The sequence below is a fragment of the uncultured Ramlibacter sp. genome, from assembly GCF_936925435.1.
In the GTDB taxonomy this organism is placed as follows: Bacteria; Pseudomonadota; Gammaproteobacteria; order Burkholderiales; family Burkholderiaceae_C; genus Ramlibacter.
In genome coordinates, this window is the sequence record NZ_CAKZHQ010000024.1 from 197065 (window position 1) to 215816 (window position 18752).

Genomic DNA, 18752 nt, shown 5'->3' on the forward strand with positions numbered 1-18752 from the left:
CGGCTTTTGCTGGCCGTGCGCGTTTGCAACAGAACGTACTAATGCGGTGACAAAGTCCCTTGTCCGTCCGTTGGGGCTCTGTTAACGTCCAGCCAGGAGTCTGCACCCTTCTCGTGGCGTAGCGGGCGCGGAATGCTGTGAAAAATCACAGTATTTTAGATCGGCCATCTGGACAAGGGGTGGGGAAGTGAGCACATCGTCGTCGGCAAAGCGCAGCCAGTTTTGGCGCACGGACTGGTTCGTGGGCGTGCTGGTCGTGGCCGGCGTGGTAATCCTGCACCAGGCCACCGACTTGATCGGCACTTTGGAGCGCCGTTTCTACGATTACGCCAGCACCCAGAGCTCGCGCCAGCCCTCAGACCGCATTGCCATCATCGCCATCGATGACCAGAGCATCGCCAATATCGGTCGCTGGCCCTGGCCGCGCGATGTCCATGCCCAGCTCATCGACCAGCTGGCGGCTGCCAAGGCCAAGACCGTGGTCAACACGGCCTTCTTTTTCGAGCCACAGGCGGACCGTGGCCTAGTGTTCATCCGCAAGATCAAGGAGGCCCTGGGTCCATCGGCGGAGGCCGGGCAGGGTGGGATCGGCGAGCAGCTTGGCAAGGTGATTACCGAGGCCGAAGAGACACTGGACACCGACGCCAAGCTCGCCGCCAGCATCACCAAGGCTGGCAACGTGCTGATCCCCTCGGTTTTCCTGCTGGGCGAGCCGCAGGGCAAGGCCGACAGTCCGTTGCCGGGCTTCATGGCCAAGAGTGTTGTCGACGAGAGCAACGGCTTCTCATTCCCTGCGGTCCGCGGCCAGTACCCAATTCCGATTCTGGGCAGCGCTGCGGCCGGTGTCGGCCACCTCAACCAGCTCAACGACGTCGATGGCGCTGTGCGCGACGATCCACTGCTGGTCAATTACTACGGCAAGGCCGTCCCGTCCATGGCCCTGCTTGCTGCCGCACGCAGCCTGAACCTGGGGCCCGGCGACATCAAGCTCCATCCGGGTGAGTCGGTCCAGATCGGCAAGCTGCGCGTCAAGACCGACGACATGGCACGCATGCTGCCGCAGTTCTACCGGGCGCGCGATGGCAAGCCGGCATTCGCGATCGACTCCTTCTACGACGTGCTCAGCGGCAAGATCCCGGCCAGCAAGTATGCGGACAAGATCGTCCTGATCGGCGCGACCGCGGCGGGCGTGGGCACGACCTTTCCCACCCCCGGCTATGCCGGCCTGTCACCCGCCGAGATGCTGGCCCACATCACCTCCAGCATTCTGGGTGAGCATTTCATCGTCCAGCCGGGATGGGGCGTATGGGCCGCGCTCGGAGTATTCCTGCTGGTGGCCGGCTATCTGGTGGCCCTGTTGCCGCGTCTGAGCGCCGGCATGGGCGCGGCCCTCACGGCAGGCCTGTTCGTGCTCCTGGTGGGCAGCGAGTTCGTCCTTTTGTCCAGTGCGGCGTTGTGGCTCAAGCTGGTGTTCCCCGCGGCCTTGCTGGTGATCGGCCATCTGGCGTTGACCACCAAGCGATTCCTGGTCGCCGAGGCTGGCAAGCTCAAGTCGGATGACGAATCTGCGGAGACCAACCGGATGATGGGCCTGGCCCTGCAAGGCCAGGGGCAACTGGACATGGCGTTCGACCGTTTTCGCCGCGTGCCCATGAGCGACGCCGTGATGGAGAACCTCTACAACCTGGCCCTGGACTTCGAGCGCAAGCGCCAGTTCAACAAGGCCCAGGCGGTGTACGAGCATATGGCCGCCTGGAACAAGGGCTTCAAGGACCTGCAGTCCAAGCTGAACCGGGCCAAGAACCTGTCGGAAACCGTGATCCTGGGCGGGGGCGGCGCCCACCCCGGCGGCACCATGCTCCTGGACGGCGGAGCTGTCGAGAAACCCATGCTGGGCCGTTACCAGGTCGAAAAAGAACTGGGCAAAGGCGCCATGGGCGTGGTCTATCTGGGCAAGGATCCCAAGATCGGGCGCGTGGTGGCCATCAAGACCTTGGCCCTGAGCCAGGAGTTCGAGGGCGACGAACTGAGCGACGCCCGGGAGCGCTTCTTCCGCGAGGCGGAAACGGCTGGCCGGCTGCAGCACCAGAACATCGTCACGATCTTCGATGCAGGCGAGGAACACGACCTTGCGTACATTGCCATGGAGTTCCTCAAGGGAAAGGACCTGGCGGACTTCTGCAAGGATGGTCAACTGCTGCCGGCGCCCAGGGTGCTGTCCATCGTGGCCCGGGTGGCCGAGGCGCTTGCTTATGCCCATCGGCAGAACGTGGTGCACCGCGATATCAAGCCCGCCAACATCATGTACGAGGACGCCAGTGACACGGTCAAGGTGACGGACTTCGGCATCGCGCGCATCACCGACTCCAGCAAGACCAAGACCGGTCTGGTGCTTGGCACGCCCAGCTTCATGTCGCCCGAGCAGATTGCCGGGAAGAAGGTCGATGGCAGATCGGACCTGTATTCGCTGGGCGTGATGCTGTTCCAGATGCTGTCCGGCGTTCTGCCCTTCCGCGGCGATTCGATGGCGGAGCTGATGTACAAGATCGCCAACGAGGAGGCGCCCGACATCCGGATCATCCGCAAGGATATTCCTGCGCACCTTGCCGGCGTGGTGGCGCTGTCGCTGGCCAAGAAGTCCGAGGCGCGCTACCAGGATGGCGACCAGTTCGCGGCCGACCTGCGCGCGGCCATTGCCGAATTGTCCGGCGCCGCCCGGGCGCCGGTGACGGCCGCACCTGCAGGGACTGGCGTCGATGCGCAGAAGACAGTTGCGTTCGCCGCCACGCCGGCGGCAGCTTTCGAGGCCACCGTGGTTGGGGCAGATGTTTCGCCCTCAGCTGCACCCAGCTATGATGCGACCCAGAAATTGGCGGCGAGCGACATTGACGCATTTGCGAAAACCTCAGTGACCAGCAGGCCCCCGATGCCTGACTCGTCGCTCGCCGGTGATGGCAAAGCCGGCAACGAAGCGTAACCCCCGGACAATCAATGAATTACGAGTTCTGTTTACGCACCGATCCGGGTCTCGCGCGCGAGAACAACGAGGATTCCGTCACGTTTGAAGAGTTGACCCGGCTCGGGGTGCTGGCCGACGGCATGGGTGGCTACAACGCGGGCGAGATTGCCAGTGGCATGGCGACGACTTTCATCAAGTCCGAATTGGGCCGCTGGCTGTCCCAGGCAGGACGGCATGCCAATGCCAGGGAGGTACGCCGCGCCATGGAAATCTGCGTGGACAATGCCAACCGCTCGATTTTCAACGCCGCCAATTCCAACCCCCAGTACAGCGGAATGGGAACGACGCTGGTGCTGGGCGTCTTCCAGGACGAGCGGTTGATGCTGGGCCACATCGGCGACTCGCGGTGCTACCGGATGCGGGGCGGGGATTTTGTCCAGATCACCAAGGACCACTCCTTGCTGCAGGAGCAGATGGATGCTGGCCTGATCACCCCTGAGCAAGCCGCCACTTCCACCAACAAGAACCTGGTCACCCGCGCCCTGGGCGTGGAGGACGCGGTGCTGCTGGAGGTCAACGAGCACAAGGTCGAGCCGGGCGACATCTACCTGATGTGTTCCGATGGACTGTCGGACATGGTGGACGATGGTGGCATCGCCAGAATTCTCGAAACCGGAGCCACCCTGGAAGAAAAAGTGGTGCAGCTCATTGACGCAGCCAATGCAAATGGCGGTCGGGACAACATCTCCGTTCTGCTGGCGCTTGCCAGCAGCGGATCGACAAAACGCGGCTTGATTTCCAGATTGCTGGGAAAATAGTCTTTGGTATTCATGCCCCAGAACAAGTTTTAGACAGGAGCCGACCATGCCGAAAATGATCGTGTCGATCGACGGTGTCGTCATCAAGGAAGTGCAGCTGAGCAAGGACCGGACGACCCTGGGGCGCCGGCCGTACAACGACATCGTGATCGACAACCTGGCGGTGAGCGGGGAGCATGCCGTTCTGCAGATGATGGGCAACGAGGTTTATCTGGAAGACCTCAACAGCACCAATGGCACATACGTCAATGGCAAGGCCGTCAAGAAGCAGTTGCTGCAAAACAGCGACACGGTCGAGATCGGCAAGTACAAGATCAAATACGTCAACGAAGCCGTGAACGCCGGCTTCGAGAAGACGATGATCATCAAGGCGGGTTCGGTCGTTCCAGCCGCGGCAACGCCTGCAGCAGCGGCGGAAGCTCCTGTAGTGGGCGATTCCAGCATCGCCGCTGCCATCAAGGTCCTGTCCGGGGCCGCTGCCGGGCGCGAGGTGCCGCTCGTCAAGGTTGTGACCACCATCGGCAAGCCCGGCGTCGCAGTGGCCGCCATCACCAGGCGGCCGCATGGTTTTGTTGTCGCACACGTCGAGGGTGGCAACAAGCCGACACTCAACGGAACTCCTATCGGTGCTGAGCCGGTCACGCTCAAGAACGGTGATCTGCTTGAACTGGCCGGGACACAGATGCAGTTCGTCCAGGCCTGATTGGGCCGTTCGGCTTTTGCCGACAACACGATAGCGAGGTGCCGGGCCTATGGGTGTGCTCTCCAAACATTGGTCCCGGATTGCGGTCACGCTGATCCCGTTGGCTTTTGCGCTGCTGCATGCCAGTGGCGTGTTGCATATCGGCGTGTTGCAGCGGCTGGACGACATCATTTATGACGCGCGCCTGCGCGCCACCATGCCGGGCACACTGGATGAGCGCATCGTCATCGTCGATATCGATGAGCAAAGCCTGGCTGAAGTGGGCCGCTGGCCTTGGGGCCGCAACCGGCTGGCCGAGTTGTCCGACACACTGTTCGATCGGCACAAAATCGCCTTGCTGGGTTTCGACGTCGTGTTTGCAGAGGCCGACGAGAGTTCCGGCCTGAAGCGCCTTCGCCAACTGGCGCAAGCCGAACTGAAAGACCAGCCTGGTTTTGCCGACAAGCTCAACCAGATCCAGGCCTCGCTGGACTACGACGCGGGTTTCGCCAAGGCCATCGGGCAGCGTCCCGTGGTGCTGGGCTACTACTTCACAAGCGACCGTGACGGCCGGGCCTCTGGCGTCCTGCCTGCGCCGGTGATGCACAAGGAACACCTGCAAGGCCGGCCCATCAAATTCACGAGCTGGAACGGGTATGGCGCCAACATCGAACAGCTGGCCAAGGCCGCGCCCATGGCGGGGTTCTTCAATCCCATCGTCGATGGCGACGGGGTGGTGCGATCGGTGCCCTTGCTGGCGGAATACAAAGGGCAGTACTACGAGTCACTGTCTTTGGCGATGTTCCGGATGCTGGTGGGCCTGCCCGGCGTCGAGCCCGGCTTTCCAAGGGACAGGTTTCTTTCGAGAAGCTACCAGGGGCTCGAGAGCGTGGTGCTCCGACAAGGGCAAAAGACGCTGGCTGTCCCGGTGGACGATCGCGTGGCAACTCTGGTGCCGTTCCGCGGTCCGGGGGGCGTCGGCGGGGGGTCGTTCAAGTATGTTTCCGCTGCCGATGTGCTGGCCAAGCGCTTGCCCGAAGGTAGTCTGAAGGACAAGATCGTGCTTGTCGGGACAACTGCTCCCGGCTTGCTCGACCTGCGCGTGACGCCCGTGGGCAAAACCTATGCCGGCGTGGAAACCCATGCCAATGTCATTTCCGGCTTGCTCGACGGCAAGGTCTTCGTCAAACCCGACTATGCAATGGGTTTCGAGGTGGTCGTGCTGGTCCTGGCCGGCCTGACGCTGGCATTCTCGTTGCCGCTGTTGTCCGCTCCCAGGGCGGTGGCGGCCAGCGCCCTGGTCCTGCTTGGGCTGCTCGGTCTGAATTTTTGGCTATATCTCGGGGCGGGCCTGGTCTTGCCGTTGGCCGCCGCGCTGGTGATGGCGTTGACCGCGTTTGCGCTGAACATGAGTTACGGCTATTTCGTCGAAAGCCGCTCCAAACGTGAACTCGCCAACCTGTTCGGAACCTATGTGCCGCCCGAACTGGTCGATGAGATGGTGAAGGATCCGGACAGTTACAGCATGAAGGCGGCGAACAAGGAGCTCACCGTCATGTTCTGCGACATGCGTGGCTTCACCAAGATGTCCGAGAAGATGGAGCCGACGCAGCTGCAGGAGCTTCTCAATTCCGTTTTCAGCAGGCTGACCAATTTGATCCGCGCCAATCGCGGCACCATTGACAAGTACATGGGCGATTGCGTGATGGCTTTCTGGGGCGCGCCAGTGGAAACATCGGGCCACGCCTACCTTTCGGTCAAGACGGCCATGGAAATGGCCAACGCGGTGCGCAAGATCAACGAGGAGCACCGCGCCAAGGGCATTCTTGAGATCGGTATCGGCATCGGTCTGAACACCGGCACGATGTGCGTGGGCGATATGGGCTCGGACATCCGCCGCAGCTACACGGTCATCGGTGATTCGGTCAACCTGGGTTCGCGGCTGGAAGGCCTGTCCAAGGTCTATGGCGTGGACATTGTTGTCAGCGAAAGCACCCGCAAGCTGGCACCCGAGTTCGCATGGCAGGAGCTCGACAAAGTCAGGGTCAAGGGCAAGGAGCAGGCCGTGGGAATCTTCTGGCCGGCGGCGCCTGCCGATCGCCTGGACAAGGACCATGCCGACGAATTGAAAATCTGGGCCGGCTTTCTCAAAGCCTACCGGTCGCAGGATTGGGACCAATGCGATTTGCTGATGCTCAATCTACAGCGGATGAATGCGAAAAAATACCTTTACGAGTTGTATTCCGAACGTGTAGCCTCAATGAGATTGCTGCCTTTTGACCCCGAGTGGGACGGGGCAACCAACTTCGAAACCAAGTAAGGATCGTGATGAAGGTGCGTGTTCTGGGCTGTTCTGGAGCGATAGCGAAGGACTGTCGGACCACGTCCTTCCTGTTGGACCAGGACATGCTTGTGGACGCTGGCACCGGCGTTGGCGATCTCACTCTGGAAGAGATGCGGGGCATTGAGAACGTCTTGCTGACCCATTCGCACCTGGACCATGTGGCAGCCCTGCCCCTGATGATCGACTCCATTGCGTCCCAGCTCACCAAGCCCGTCCGGATCCATGCGCTGCCCGGAACGATTGCAGCGCTCAAGACGCACATCTTCAACAACGTGATCTGGCCCGATTTCAGCCGGATTCCGACGCCGGACGCGCCCTTCATCAGCTTTCATGAAATCGAGGTCGGGCAGGTTCTGGAGATCACGGGCAAGCGCATCGAAGTCCTGCCGGCCGTGCATACGGTGCCCGCAGTCGGCTACGCGGTGACAGCCGGCAAGGGCTGCTGGGTGTTCACTGGAGACACCGAGCGCAACCCTGCTTTCTGGCGGCGCCTCAACCAGATGAATGTTGCGGCCCTCGTGATCGAAACGGCCTTCAGCAACCGTGAAAAGGATCTGGCCCGGCGCAGCTTGCATCTGTCTCCCAATGCCTTGGCGGACGAGCTGGACTGCATTGACAAGGGCAAGTCATTCCCGATCTACATCACCCACACCAAGCCGGCGGAGACCGAGTTGATCATGACCGAGATCCAGAAGTTCGACCAGACCCAGCCTTTCGGGCCCAATGTCGTGCATGACATCCGCTGGCTACGCGCCGGCCAGGAATTCGACCTATGAACGCCGTGCTCAAGCCAGAGCGGGATTCGGAGCAGGCATTTTTCAACTCCCAGATGCTTCCGCCGGAAAAGCGCGGTGTCTCGTTCGAGGCGTTGTTCTATCGCCAGCTTCAGCAGGTCTCGACCCGCATCCACGAGACCGAAAACATCGACCAGCTGATGCTGGAAGCCAGCCAGGACATCTGCAAGCTGTTCAATGCAGATCGCCTGACACTGTATGCAATCAATGAAGACGGCAGCGCCATTGTTTCCAAGGTCAAGACCGGACTGAACACCAGCCGCGACCTGAAGCTTCCAATCAGCGCCCAGAGCATTGCTGGCTATGCGGCGTTCAGCAAGCAGATGCTGAACATCGCCGACGTTTATGACGACGAGGCGCTCAAGCGCATCTATCCGACGCTGAGCTTTCTCAAGGAAGTCGACAAGCGCTCCGGCTACCGCACCAAGCAGATGCTGGTGGTTCCCATCCTCGATGGTGAGTCGGTGTACGGGGTATTGCAGGTCATCAACAACAAGAGCGACCAGGCCTTCGGTGATCTCGAGGTCGAGGGGGCATCGCAACTGTGCAAGACGCTGGCGACGGCGATTCGCCAGAGGATGCAGAAGGTCGACGAGAGCAACCGGCGAAAGTCCACCAAGTACGACGGCTTGATCGCGGACGGGGTTCTCACCTCCGATGAGTTGCAGCAGGCGATCCTGAAGGCGCGCGAAGAGGCCCTGTCGGTGGAACACGTGCTGATGGCCGATTTCCGTCTCCGGCCGGCGCAGATCGGGCCGTCCCTGGCCAAGTTTTTTGGTGTGCCCTACGAGCCCTTCAACAAGGGGCGCATCCGTTCCGAGATGCTGCATGGCGCGCTCAAGCGCGACTTCGTCGAAGAGCAGGGATGGACTCCCCTGGAAGACTCGCCCGATGGCCTGGTGATCATGTGCCTTGATCCCGAGGCGGTGCGGGGCGCACGCATGGTGCCGCAGATCTTTTCGCGTTTCAGCAAGTTTGCGTACCGGGTCACCACCCAGACCGAATTCCTCGAGACGCTAGGCCAGGTGTATGGGATCGAGGCGGAAAGCGGCTCCATTGACGATCTGCTGGCGGATCTGTCGCCCGCAGATGACGACGGCGCAGAGGAGGGGTCTCTCGAATCGGCCGCTGCCGACAACGAACTCGTGAAGTTCGTCAACAAGGTCATCGTCGACGCCTACACCCAGAAAGTGTCGGACATCCACATCGAGCCCTTGCCCGGCAAGGCCAAGACGGGCATCCGCTTTCGTATCGACGGCAGCTTGCAGCCTTATATCGAGGTCCCGTCGCATTTCCGTCAGGCCATGGTGACGCGCCTGAAGATCATGTGTGATCTGGACATCTCGGAGAAGCGCAAGCCCCAGGACGGCAAGATCAAGTTCAAGAAGTTCGGTCCGCTGGACATCGAGTTGCGGGTGGCCACGATCCCTTCCTCTGGCGGTGTCGAAGACGTCGTCATGCGCATTCTTGCGGCAGGCGAGCCGATCCCGCTGGAAAAGCTGGGCCTGACTCCCCACAACGGGGAGCGCGTGGAAAGAACCGTGAGCAAGCCCTATGGCCTGTTCTATGTCTGCGGCCCGACGGGCTCGGGCAAGACGACCACCTTGCACTCGATCCTGAAATTCCTCAACACACCGGACACCAAGATCTGGACAGCAGAGGATCCGGTTGAAATCACCCAGAAGGGTTTGCGCCAGGTCCAGATCAACAAGAAGGCCGGGATCGATTTCGCGCTGGTGATGCGCGCATTTCTGCGTGCCGACCCGGACATCATCATGGTGGGTGAATCGCGCGACAAGGAGACCGTGTCCATGGGTGTGGAGGCCTCGCTGACAGGCCACCTGGTGTTCTCGACCCTGCACACGAACTCGGCGCCCGAATCCATCACCCGTTTGCTGGACATGGGGATGGACCCGTTCAACTTCGCCGACGCCTTGTTGGGCATCCTGGCCCAGCGCCTGGCCAAGAAGCTGTGCGACTGCAAGGAGTCCTACGCGCCCGCGCCCGATGAAATCAAGACCTTCCTGGCTGAATACGCCGAGGAACTGCGCCATTCGGCGGCCTGGAAGGCCGACCCAGGCGGCGAAGCCCAGATGCTCTACGAAAGCTGGGTCAAGGCCTATGGGCAGGACGACAAGCTGAAGTTCTACCGCACAGTGGGCTGCGAGAAGTGCAACAAGACGGGCTACAAGGGCCGGATTGGCCTGCACGAACTGCTGATCGCCGACGACTCTGTCAAGAAACTGATCCAGGAGCGCGCCCGCGTGGCGGAGATTTTTGCGGCGGCGGTCGAGGGTGGTATGCGGACCTTGAAGATGGACGGCATGGAGAAAATCATGATGGGCATGACCGACCTGAAGCAGGTTCGGTCAGTCTGCATCAAGTAAGGCGACAAAAATGTCCCGTAAAACAGGCGCAGGAGCATGCCGTGTCAAAACGGCAGGCGGCAGCGCTTCAAATTTAATCCTTTAGGATTAAAGGCTTGTTTGGCATAGCAATTGCTCAACTGGATGGCTTCTCTATCAATTCACACACCCGGAGGTTTCAAATGAAGCGTCAACTGCAACAGGGTTTCACCCTGATCGAATTGATGATCGTGGTCGCGATCATCGGTATTTTGGCCGCCGTGGCCCTGCCTGCTTACCAGGACTACACCAAGCGCGCCAAGCTGTCTGAGGTGGTTCTGGCCGCTTCCGCCTGTCGCACGACGATTTCCGAGGTCTACCAGACCGGTTCGCGCACGACCGTGGACGCCAATGACTGGGGTTGCGAGTCGACCGGTGCCACCTCCAAGTACGTGGCCTCGATCGCCACCGACACTGTCGGCAAGATCACCGTGACCGCGCGTAATTTCAGCGACTCCAACATCGACGCCAAGACCATCGATCTGGTTCCGACGCTTGCCGACCAATCCGCCATCACCGCCTATAGCCCGGGCACCGTGGTTGGTGGTTGGAAGTGCGGCCCTGGCTCTGCCAACCCCATCCTGGCGAAGTACCTGCCTGGCTCCTGCCGCGGCTGATAGCATTCGCCATGCTTAGAGCGAGCGGCTTCGGCCGCTCGTTTTGTTTGAGATCCCGGATCGAGCGCCGTTGCCACCTCCATGCCTTCTTCACCCTATGAATTGACGGTGCTGATGCCTTGTCTGAACGAGGCGCGGACGATCGGAGCTTGCATCGAGGCGGCACAAAGCTATTTCCGCAGGTCGGGGCTCCATGCAGAAGTCCTGATCGCCGACAACGGCTCCACCGACAACTCCCCGCAAATCGCTACGGCTGGCGGCGCCCGGGTCGTCCACGTCCCTGTCCGCGGCTATGGTTCCGCACTGCTGGCAGGCATTGAAAGCGCGCAAGGGCGCTTCGTCATCATGGGTGACGCGGACTGCAGCTACGACTTCTCCCGCCTCGATGCCTTCGTTGAGCGCCTGCGCGCTGGTGCCGACATCGTCATGGGCAACCGTTTCCAGGGCGGCATCGAGCCCGGCGCGATGCCTTTTCTGCACCGCTACCTGGGTAATCCGGTCCTGAGTTTTGTCGGGCGGCTCTTTTTCCGAACTCCCATTGGGGACTTCCATTGCGGCCTGCGCGGCTTCTCTCGCGATGCGGTCCGTCGCTTGGGCCTGGTCAGCGGCGGCATGGAGTTCGCTTCTGAAATGATTGCAAAAGCCGCCATGGCGGGGTGCAGGATCGATGAAGTCCCTACGGTCCTGAGGCCCGACGGCCGCGACCGCCCGCCACACTTGCGAACCTGGCGCGATGGCTGGCGGCATCTTCGCTTTCTGCTGCTGTTTTGCCCCCGCTGGCTTTTTCTCTATCCCGGCCTTGCCTTATTGGCTGGCGGCGTGGGCGGTTTTGTCTCGCTGCAACCATGGACGGGATTGAGCTTCTCCGTGGGGGCGCGGGTGCACACGATGCTTTACATGGCTGGCGCAACCGTGATCGGCGTGCAACTGGTGCAACTCGCCGTGCTGACAAAGTGGCTGGGGGTGATATCGGGAATCGTCCCGGAGCCTGCGTGGATGGCAAGGACCCGACCGCTGCGCAATGTCGAGATGGGTTTGTTGTCCGGTGGGGCGTTATTCCTTCTTGGGCTGGCATGGTCCGTGGCCAAAGCGTATGTTTGGGGTTCCTCGGGCTTTGGTGCACTCGATCCTGTGGAGGGCATGCGCACCGTGATCCCCGCGGTCACACTCATGATCGTGGGCATGCAATCGATTGCGGGCGCGCTGTTTGCCGGGGCAGTCCAGCTTTGCTGGCGTTCAATTGATGGCAAGCGGGGCAACTGAAGCCCCCGGGCGCGCCCCGGCATGGGCGACGCGATGGGAGCAGCTTTTCATTGTCATTGCCTGCGGATTGGCGCTGGCAGCCATCGCTGTCTCGCTGGGGCACATCGGCCTGAGCTGGGATGCGCTGAACCACCACATTTACCTGGGATGGACAGCCGACCAACCCCGATTTGACAGGGACTATCTGGCCGCTTCGTACCAGTCCTATCAGTTCCCCTACCTTTACTGGCCCGTGTACAAGCTTGCCTCGCTCGGCGCGAGCGGGGTGGTCGCTGGCGTGGTGTTGATGCACTTGCACCTCACTGTCGTGCCGGCGCTATGGATTCTGGCGCGTGCTTGCATCCCTGGTCACACTTGGTTCGATCTTGGGATGCGCGCGATTGCAGTGGCGCTGGCAATGGCCAATGGCATTGTGCTGTCGATGTTCGACACCACCGGAAACGATCTGCTGGCTGCCATTCCACTGGTATGGGCGATTGCCTTGGCGATTGCGCCCCTGGCATCCGAAAGCCGCCAGGACGCCGGTTGGCTGAAAGTCGTGGCTCTTTCCGGCTTTCTCGCGGGAGTCTCCACCGCATGCAAGCTGAGCAATGCGCCTATCGCAGTCCTTCTCCCCATTGTCTGGATGTGGCCGGCGGGCAGCGTTCGTGCGCGGCTGTGGGCTATGGTGCTGGGAGGTGGGGTCGCAATCACGGGGTTCGCAATCGTCTATGGCTACTGGGGATGGATGCTCTGGACGCACTATGGCAATCCCTTCTATCCCTTCTTTGATCCCTGGATGGAGCCTTTGCGGCAGTGGAGTGGGTGGGTGCGATGATTCGCTTCATTCCGGATACATGGGTGGAGGCGCTGCTGCGCTTTTTTGCAATGGCGGCCCCAGACGCCAACGTCTATGTCGAGATCGCGGCGCCTGACCTGCGATTTGCGGCGATGCTATTGCTGGCGCTTGCCGCGCTTGTATTCCAAAGACGGCTTGTCGGTAGCGCGCGACCTGCGGTCGCATTGCTTGCCCTGCTTTTTCCAGCGACTGCAATCTGGCTGTGGACATCTGGAAATGGGCGCTATTTCCTCCCCATGCTGCTTTGCGTGGGCCCGTTGACCATAGGGCTTGTCTATCTGCTGCCGCTGACCAAGGCGTTTCGCCTTTTCCTGGCGGGCGGTCTCCTTGTCGCTCAGCTGTTCGTGGTGGCAACGAGTTCACCGTGGGACGCATGGGCATGGTTGCACTGGAAGGATGCGCCTTATTTCCAGATTGACCGGCCAGCTCCCTCGCAGGCACCTCAAGCAACCACATATGTGACGATTTCGAGCATTTCCTACTCACTGATCGCCCCGGCCTTCCCCGATTCCTCGCGGTGGATCAATCTCAGCAGTGTCGGCGCAGCGGTCCGCGATGCGCAATGGGGGCAGGGCTTTCTGGCGGTCTCCAAGGGCCCTATCCAGCTGGTGGTGCCATCGATTCAAGGGCAGTCGGGTGCGGATGGCGGGCCCGCGCCGGCAGTGCGTGAGGCGCTGGACGTGTTGTTGGCGCCGCACAGGCTGTCATTGGCCGCACAAGCGTGCCAACTGCTGCCATCGCAGGGGTTGGCAGCCATCCGCGGGAAAACTCAGCCAACGGCAGAGAAAGGGAGGGAGGCCGGGTTCTGGATTTGCCCCTTGCGCTACCCAGTCGACGGCGCGCTCCAGCAGTTGCTCCCTCTTTCAGCGAAGGTCGAAGCCGCATTCGAGAAAGTCGAACAGACCTGCCCCAGGTTCTTGCCGCCGGCAAGCACCACAACGACTCGCGTCAACGGCGGGGCCTTGAGGCACTACCCACACTCCGACATGAAGGTTTACGTTCTGGACGATGGGCTGGTTATCTACAAGTTCTGGCGGGCGTTGAATCCGGTTGTCATTGGTACGGTGGATGAGGTTCTATCAGGAAACAAGCTGATGGACTGCGCCCGGATTCGAGGTCGGTCGGGTCTTCCCTGGAACCGGGACATATGACCGGAGTGCAGCGACTTCTGGTCGATGTGACCTACACCCGTACGCAAGTGGGCAATGTCGGGATCACGCGCACTGTGAGGCGGCTGCTCGATTCCTGGCAGACTCTTCACGAGCAAGGCGGCGTGCAGTGCGTCCCTGTGAGTTTCAATTCAACCGGATTCCGGGAGGCGCTCTTTGTCAGGCCAGACGCAAAAGGCGGTGCAGGGGGTGAGGGCATTTCTTCGCTGTATCGGCGTCTTACCGGCGGCAGCGCAAGGCGGGTCGCCCAGGCACTTGCGCCAGCGTCGCTGCTCAAAGCGGCGTGGGCATTCGCAAACCGTCTGACGTTCGACGCGTTGAGTTCCAGGGAACCGCAGATCTCTTTTGGACAGGGCGATTGGCTGGTGTTGGCAGACGAGTCCTGGAACTACAAGGTCTGGCTGGCAGCGGCGCGTGCGCGCGCGCAAGGCGCGCGGGTCGTGCTTGTTCTCTACGACCTGATTCCGCTGCGGCAACCGCAATTTTGCGCACCACTTTTCACGCGTGTCTTCGAGCCCTGGCTGCGCAGAATGACTGGTAACTGCGATGCTGTGCTTTGCATCTCCCGGTCCACCGAGGAGGACTACCTGGCCTATTGCGCCGAGCAAAAAATCCCGCCGCCACAGGTTCGCCATTTCCGCCTTGGCAGCGATGTGCCGGCAAGTACGACGGGTGGCGTACGCAGTCAAGTGCTTGATTTCGCCGCCGCGTCCTCGCCCTGGTTTGCCTCCATAGGGACGATTGAGCCCCGCAAGAATCACCGGCTGCTTTTGCGAGCCTTCGAGAGCTTGTGGGCCGCCGGCCTGGATGTGCGCTTGCTGGTGGCCGGCAGGGCGCACCCGGATTGCACGCAACTTGTCGCGGAGATCCGGCGCCACCCGGAACAGGGGAAGCGGCTGCTGCTTCTGCTCGATGCATCCGACGAGGAAATAGGGGTTGCCTACTCGCGCAGCCGCGCCCTCCTTCTGCCGTCTCTGGCAGAAGGATTCGGGCTTCCGCTGGTCGAGGCACGCGCCCGAGGCTGCCCTGTCATTGCAAGCGATCTACCAGCTTTGATGGAACTGGGCGGGGAGGGCGTCGTATTCTTCCAAAGGGATTGCCAGTCTGAGCTTGAGCAATTGATCCGGAATCACGCCCAGAGCCCGCGTCCAGGCGCATTGGTCTGCGACAAGCCTTTCTCATGGATGGACAGCGCGAAGCAATGCCTTGCCGGGGCCTCCATGGCACTCGCAGCCGGGGCGCTCAAGCCAGAAGCCGGTGAATTGACGCAGCGCAGCCAGCCTGACGTGCTGCATGCGCACCACAGGGTGTTGAAAAAACTCAGTAGCGATGTGCTTGCAGGCACGGCCAGTTCAGCGGCCGCGGTGATTGCCGCAATTCTGGCGACCCCGCTGTACTTGCGGTATCTCGGCAGCGAGGCCTATGGCGTTTTTGGCTTTGTGTTGGTGCTTCAGGCCAGCCTGCTTGTCCTTGACGGGGGGATGGGAATTTCCATCACCCGGGTGGTTGCCCAGCGCACCGATGGCTCTTCCGGACCGACGGCAGATCTGGTTCATGGCCTTGCCCGCCTGAACGCACTGATTGCAGTCATTCTGGCGGTTGCGGTGGCAGGGCTCGCCTCTGTCCTGGCCAACCGTTGGCTCAAGCCCGTCAGTCTTGACCCCGCCTATGTGACGCAATCACTGGTGCTTGCTGGCGTGGCCATTGGCTCTCGCTGGCCTGTTGCGTTGTACCAGAGCGTGCTGATCGGCTTGAAAAAAATGGCGGTGCTGGGCATGGTCAATCTGGTCATGACCGCGTTATCCGCGGGCGGTGCCGTTGCGCTGCTTGCCTATGGAGCGCCAGATCTGCGTGTCATGTTCGCATGGCTGTCGTTGACCGCATGGGTTCAGTGCCTTTGGTGCCGCCACCTGGCGAAGGCCGGCTTGGGCCCCGCCCAATTGCCCGAGGCAGGCAAAGTGCGGGATTTCTACCGGCAAAGTGCGGCAACTGCTGGATTGGGCATTGTCGGCGCGCTGGTGATGCAACTGGACAAGGTCGTTCTGAGCCGTATTCTCGCGCTCGATCAATTTGGCTACTACGTGATGGCAACGCTGATGGCGGGCGTCCTGTACGCGCTGGTAACCCCCGTATTCCAGGTGGTCTATCCCCGGCTTTGTGCATCGGCCTCCGCTGCGCAACGCGGCGAACTCGAGCAAGCCTACCGCACCAGCTCACTGGCACTTGCCAGTTTTCTGTTTCCGGTGGCCGCCGTTGCCGCCTTTTTCTCCAGGGACATTCTCCTGGTCTGGACCGGGGATGCCGCCGTCGCGGCGGCTGTGGCTCCGCTCGCCTTCCTCTTGTGTCTTGGGTCCGGCTTGCATGGAATCATGTACATGCCGTACGCATTGAAACTTGCTTGCGGAGCCACAAGGCTGGCACTGGCGATCGGGATTGGCGTGCTTGGGGTTTCGCTGCCGCTGACCATTGGGGCGGCGCTCCTGTGGGGCGCCAGAGGTGCGGCAGGAGCATGGCTCGTCCTTCATCTGCTTTACGTGCTGATCGGGTCCGCGGTGACGCACAACAGGCTTTTGCCTGGGCTCGGTGCCCGTTGGCTTTTCAGGGATGTTGGTATTGCCGTCCTGGTGGCAACGGCAGCCGCAGCTGTGGGATCCTGGTGGGCGCACCATCACACATGGTCAGCCGTGAGCAGTCTGGGGCTGGCTGTCGCACTGGTGCTTGGATGCTGGGCCGCGTTGGCGCTGTCATCGCGTCGCTTGCGCCGCGCACTGCTGTCGGTCGCCAAGGCCGACGGCCGGCTCTAGGATCTCGATGAAAAGCCAAGCCCGTCTCGCAAAACTAGAATCGGCGCCACCCAACATGCGAAAACAATTTATTGAAGTCCCGCTGCAACTCGATGCCCGCCCCCTTGACCGGCTGAGAACGCTCCTGAGCGCCGTCCTTCTGTCGCCGCTCAGTCTTGCGGTTGCCAGCATCAGGGGCGCGCCCGGAATCGGCCTGCATTTGCGCATCATGCGCACTGGTTTGAGGTTAATGCTTCTGGGGCGCCTGCCATGGAATATTTGCGCGGGCTTCATTCTTTTTCCGATGGATTCGACCCGCTACTTCGAGTTTGACGCGGTTGGCAAGCGTGTCGGGAGCCTGCCCTTCAAGCGGTACCTAGATATTTCATCGCCGCGCTTTGCCCCTGTCTTCCATCTGCAGGACGGTCCGGACGCAACAGCGGTGTTCATCAACCCGGACGCGAGCGACCTCGATCAGACAAGAGCTCTTGCGAGCGCACTTGGCTTGGACGCGCGCTGCAGCTTCTTCAATGGGGTGCTCGAAGATCTGCCTGAGCCGGCAGGTTCATTTGACCTGGTCACGTGCATCTCGGTGCTGGAGCACATCCCAGACGACACCAAAGCCATTGAAAGCATGTGGGCCGCGCTTCGTCCCGGTGGACGCTTGCTGTTGACTTTGCCGTGCATGGCTGTTGGCCTGGAGCAATTTATCAGCCACGACCAGTACGGCGTCTTGCAACCAGGTGAAGACGGCTATACCTTCTGGCAGCGTTATTACGACCAAGATCTTCTGAGTGCGCGCATCTTCAGAAAGGTCGGCGTTCCGGCCTATACCGCGATTTATGGCGAGAAGCGGTGCGGCCTATTTTTCAGAAACGCCACAATGAAGCGGTTGCTTGGGGCGCGCTATCCGTCCTGGCGAGAGCCCTTGATGGTTGCAAATGAGTACCAGAGATATTCATCAATTGGCGAACTGCCTGGTGAAGGCGTCGTCATGCTCGAATTCAGCAAGCCGACGCAATAACGAAGAGAGAGCAAGTGATGAAGCTGTCAATGTGCATTGCAACGTTCAATCGTGCCGGGTTCATTGGACAAACTCTTGACTCAATCTTGCCCCAGCTGACGTCGGAGGTGGAGTTGGTGGTGGTTGACGGTGCGTCAACGGATGGTACGGCTGATGTAGTCGCTGCATACCGTTCGCAATACCCAAGCCTTGTCTATCACAGAGAGAAAGAGAATTCTGGTTTTGACCGCGATGTCGACAAGGCGGTGACGTATGCAAGAGGCCAATATTGCTGGCTGATGAGCGATGACGACATCCTTGCAGACGATGCTATAGCCACAGTACTCAAGTCTTTGGCTGATGGTCCGGCGCTGGTTGTTGTAAACGCCGAGGTCAGAAGCAAGGACCTTTCAAAATGCTTGAAGGAGCGGCAACTGAATGTGGGTGCTGACCAAGAATTCGCGGCAGAAGAGCAAGCGAATCTTTTCGCCGTCACGACCAACTATCTCAGCTTCTTCGGTGCCGTTGTCATTCAGCGCGACCGCTGGCTCGCTCGTGAACGGGCGCCCTATTTCGGATCCATGTTCATCCACGTCGGGGTCATCTTCCAGTCGCCTTCCATCGGGCGTGCCAAGCTGATTGCCCGTCCGTTGATCAAAATTCGCTACGCCAATGCAATGTGGACGGCGCGGGCGTTCGAGATATGGGCCGCGAAATGGCCACGCCTCATCTGGTCTTTCGATCAATTCTCCACCACCTCAAGAGCTGGTGTCACGCAGCGGTATCCTGCGACGAGCCTCAAGCTGCTGTTGCACTACAGGGCACTTGGTGCCTATGGCCCAGGCGAGTATCGGTCCCTGCTTGCAGGTCGCGACGAACCCCATCACCCCCTGGCTATCGCAGTTGCATGGCTGCCGGCACGCGGCGTGAATGCCGCAATTGCGCTGTCATGCCTTCTTCGTCGGCATGTGGATGCGCCGATGATGCTTCATGACTTGGTGCGTGCACGTTGCGCCAGCAGCCTCGCTCGATGGATTTCTACGCTGTCTTCGCTCTCCGCAAATGGGAAATGAACTG

Annotated in this window: 13 protein-coding genes; all 13 read left to right on the forward strand. The window is 60.8% G+C overall.

The annotated features are described in order from the left end of the window. Nucleotides 1-187 precede the first annotated feature (187 nt). The 13 genes from Q0632_RS13190 (at nt 188) to Q0632_RS13250 (ending at nt 18748) form a co-directional block, all read left to right on the forward strand. Complete coding sequence (locus tag Q0632_RS13190; protein WP_298930548.1) at nt 188-2977, forward strand: CHASE2 domain-containing serine/threonine-protein kinase; 2790 nt, start codon at nt 188-190, stop codon at nt 2975-2977. Between the two features lie 14 nt (nt 2978-2991). After that, the gene (locus tag Q0632_RS13195; RefSeq protein ID WP_298930553.1) at nt 2992-3777 is read left to right on the forward strand and encodes a Stp1/IreP family PP2C-type Ser/Thr phosphatase; all 786 of its coding nucleotides are present in this window, start codon (nt 2992-2994) and stop codon (nt 3775-3777) included. 46 nt (nt 3778-3823) lie between these two features. After that, the gene (locus tag Q0632_RS13200; protein ID WP_298930556.1) at nt 3824-4480 is read left to right on the forward strand and encodes an FHA domain-containing protein; all 657 of its coding nucleotides are present in this window, start codon (nt 3824-3826) and stop codon (nt 4478-4480) included. Nucleotides 4481-4529: 49 nt separating this feature from the next. Continuing rightward, complete coding sequence (locus Q0632_RS13205) at nt 4530-6779, forward strand: CHASE2 domain-containing protein (protein WP_298930558.1); 2250 nt, start codon at nt 4530-4532, stop codon at nt 6777-6779. Nucleotides 6780-6787: 8 nt separating this feature from the next. Then, the gene (locus Q0632_RS13210; protein ID WP_298930562.1) at nt 6788-7579 is read left to right on the forward strand and encodes a 3',5'-cyclic-nucleotide phosphodiesterase; all 792 of its coding nucleotides are present in this window, start codon (nt 6788-6790) and stop codon (nt 7577-7579) included. After that, complete coding sequence (locus Q0632_RS13215; protein WP_298930565.1) at nt 7576-9984, forward strand: ATPase, T2SS/T4P/T4SS family; 2409 nt, start codon at nt 7576-7578, stop codon at nt 9982-9984. The genes Q0632_RS13210 and Q0632_RS13215 overlap by 4 nt, the downstream gene beginning before the upstream one ends. A gap of 161 nt (nt 9985-10145) precedes the next feature. Continuing rightward, nucleotides 10146-10619, forward strand: a complete 474-nt coding sequence (locus Q0632_RS13220; RefSeq protein ID WP_298930568.1) for a pilin — start codon at nt 10146-10148, stop codon at nt 10617-10619. 81 nt (nt 10620-10700) lie between these two features. Further along, nucleotides 10701-11882: a glycosyltransferase family 2 protein gene (locus Q0632_RS13225; RefSeq protein WP_298930571.1), complete on the forward strand. Its 1182-nt coding sequence runs from the start codon at nt 10701-10703 to the stop codon at nt 11880-11882. Next, nucleotides 11863-12699, forward strand: coding sequence for a hypothetical protein (locus Q0632_RS13230; protein WP_298930574.1), 837 nt, complete (start codon nt 11863-11865; stop codon nt 12697-12699). The genes Q0632_RS13225 and Q0632_RS13230 overlap by 20 nt, the downstream gene beginning before the upstream one ends. Beyond that, nucleotides 12696-13871, forward strand: a complete 1176-nt coding sequence (locus Q0632_RS13235; RefSeq protein WP_298930577.1) for a hypothetical protein — start codon at nt 12696-12698, stop codon at nt 13869-13871. Before Q0632_RS13230 ends, Q0632_RS13235 begins: the two co-directional genes overlap by 4 nt. Then, on the forward strand, nt 13868-16693 hold the full coding sequence (locus Q0632_RS13240) for a glycosyltransferase (protein ID WP_298930580.1): 2826 nt from the start codon (nt 13868-13870) through the stop codon (nt 16691-16693). The genes Q0632_RS13235 and Q0632_RS13240 overlap by 4 nt, the downstream gene beginning before the upstream one ends. A gap of 55 nt (nt 16694-16748) precedes the next feature. After that, nucleotides 16749-17696: a bifunctional 2-polyprenyl-6-hydroxyphenol methylase/3-demethylubiquinol 3-O-methyltransferase UbiG gene (locus Q0632_RS13245; RefSeq protein WP_298930583.1), complete on the forward strand. Its 948-nt coding sequence runs from the start codon at nt 16749-16751 to the stop codon at nt 17694-17696. 17 nt (nt 17697-17713) lie between these two features. Then, nucleotides 17714-18748 (forward strand): glycosyltransferase, encoded by a 1035-nt coding sequence (locus tag Q0632_RS13250; protein WP_298930586.1) that lies wholly within the window; start codon nt 17714-17716, stop codon nt 18746-18748. The last annotated feature ends 4 nt before the right edge of the window (nt 18749-18752 follow it).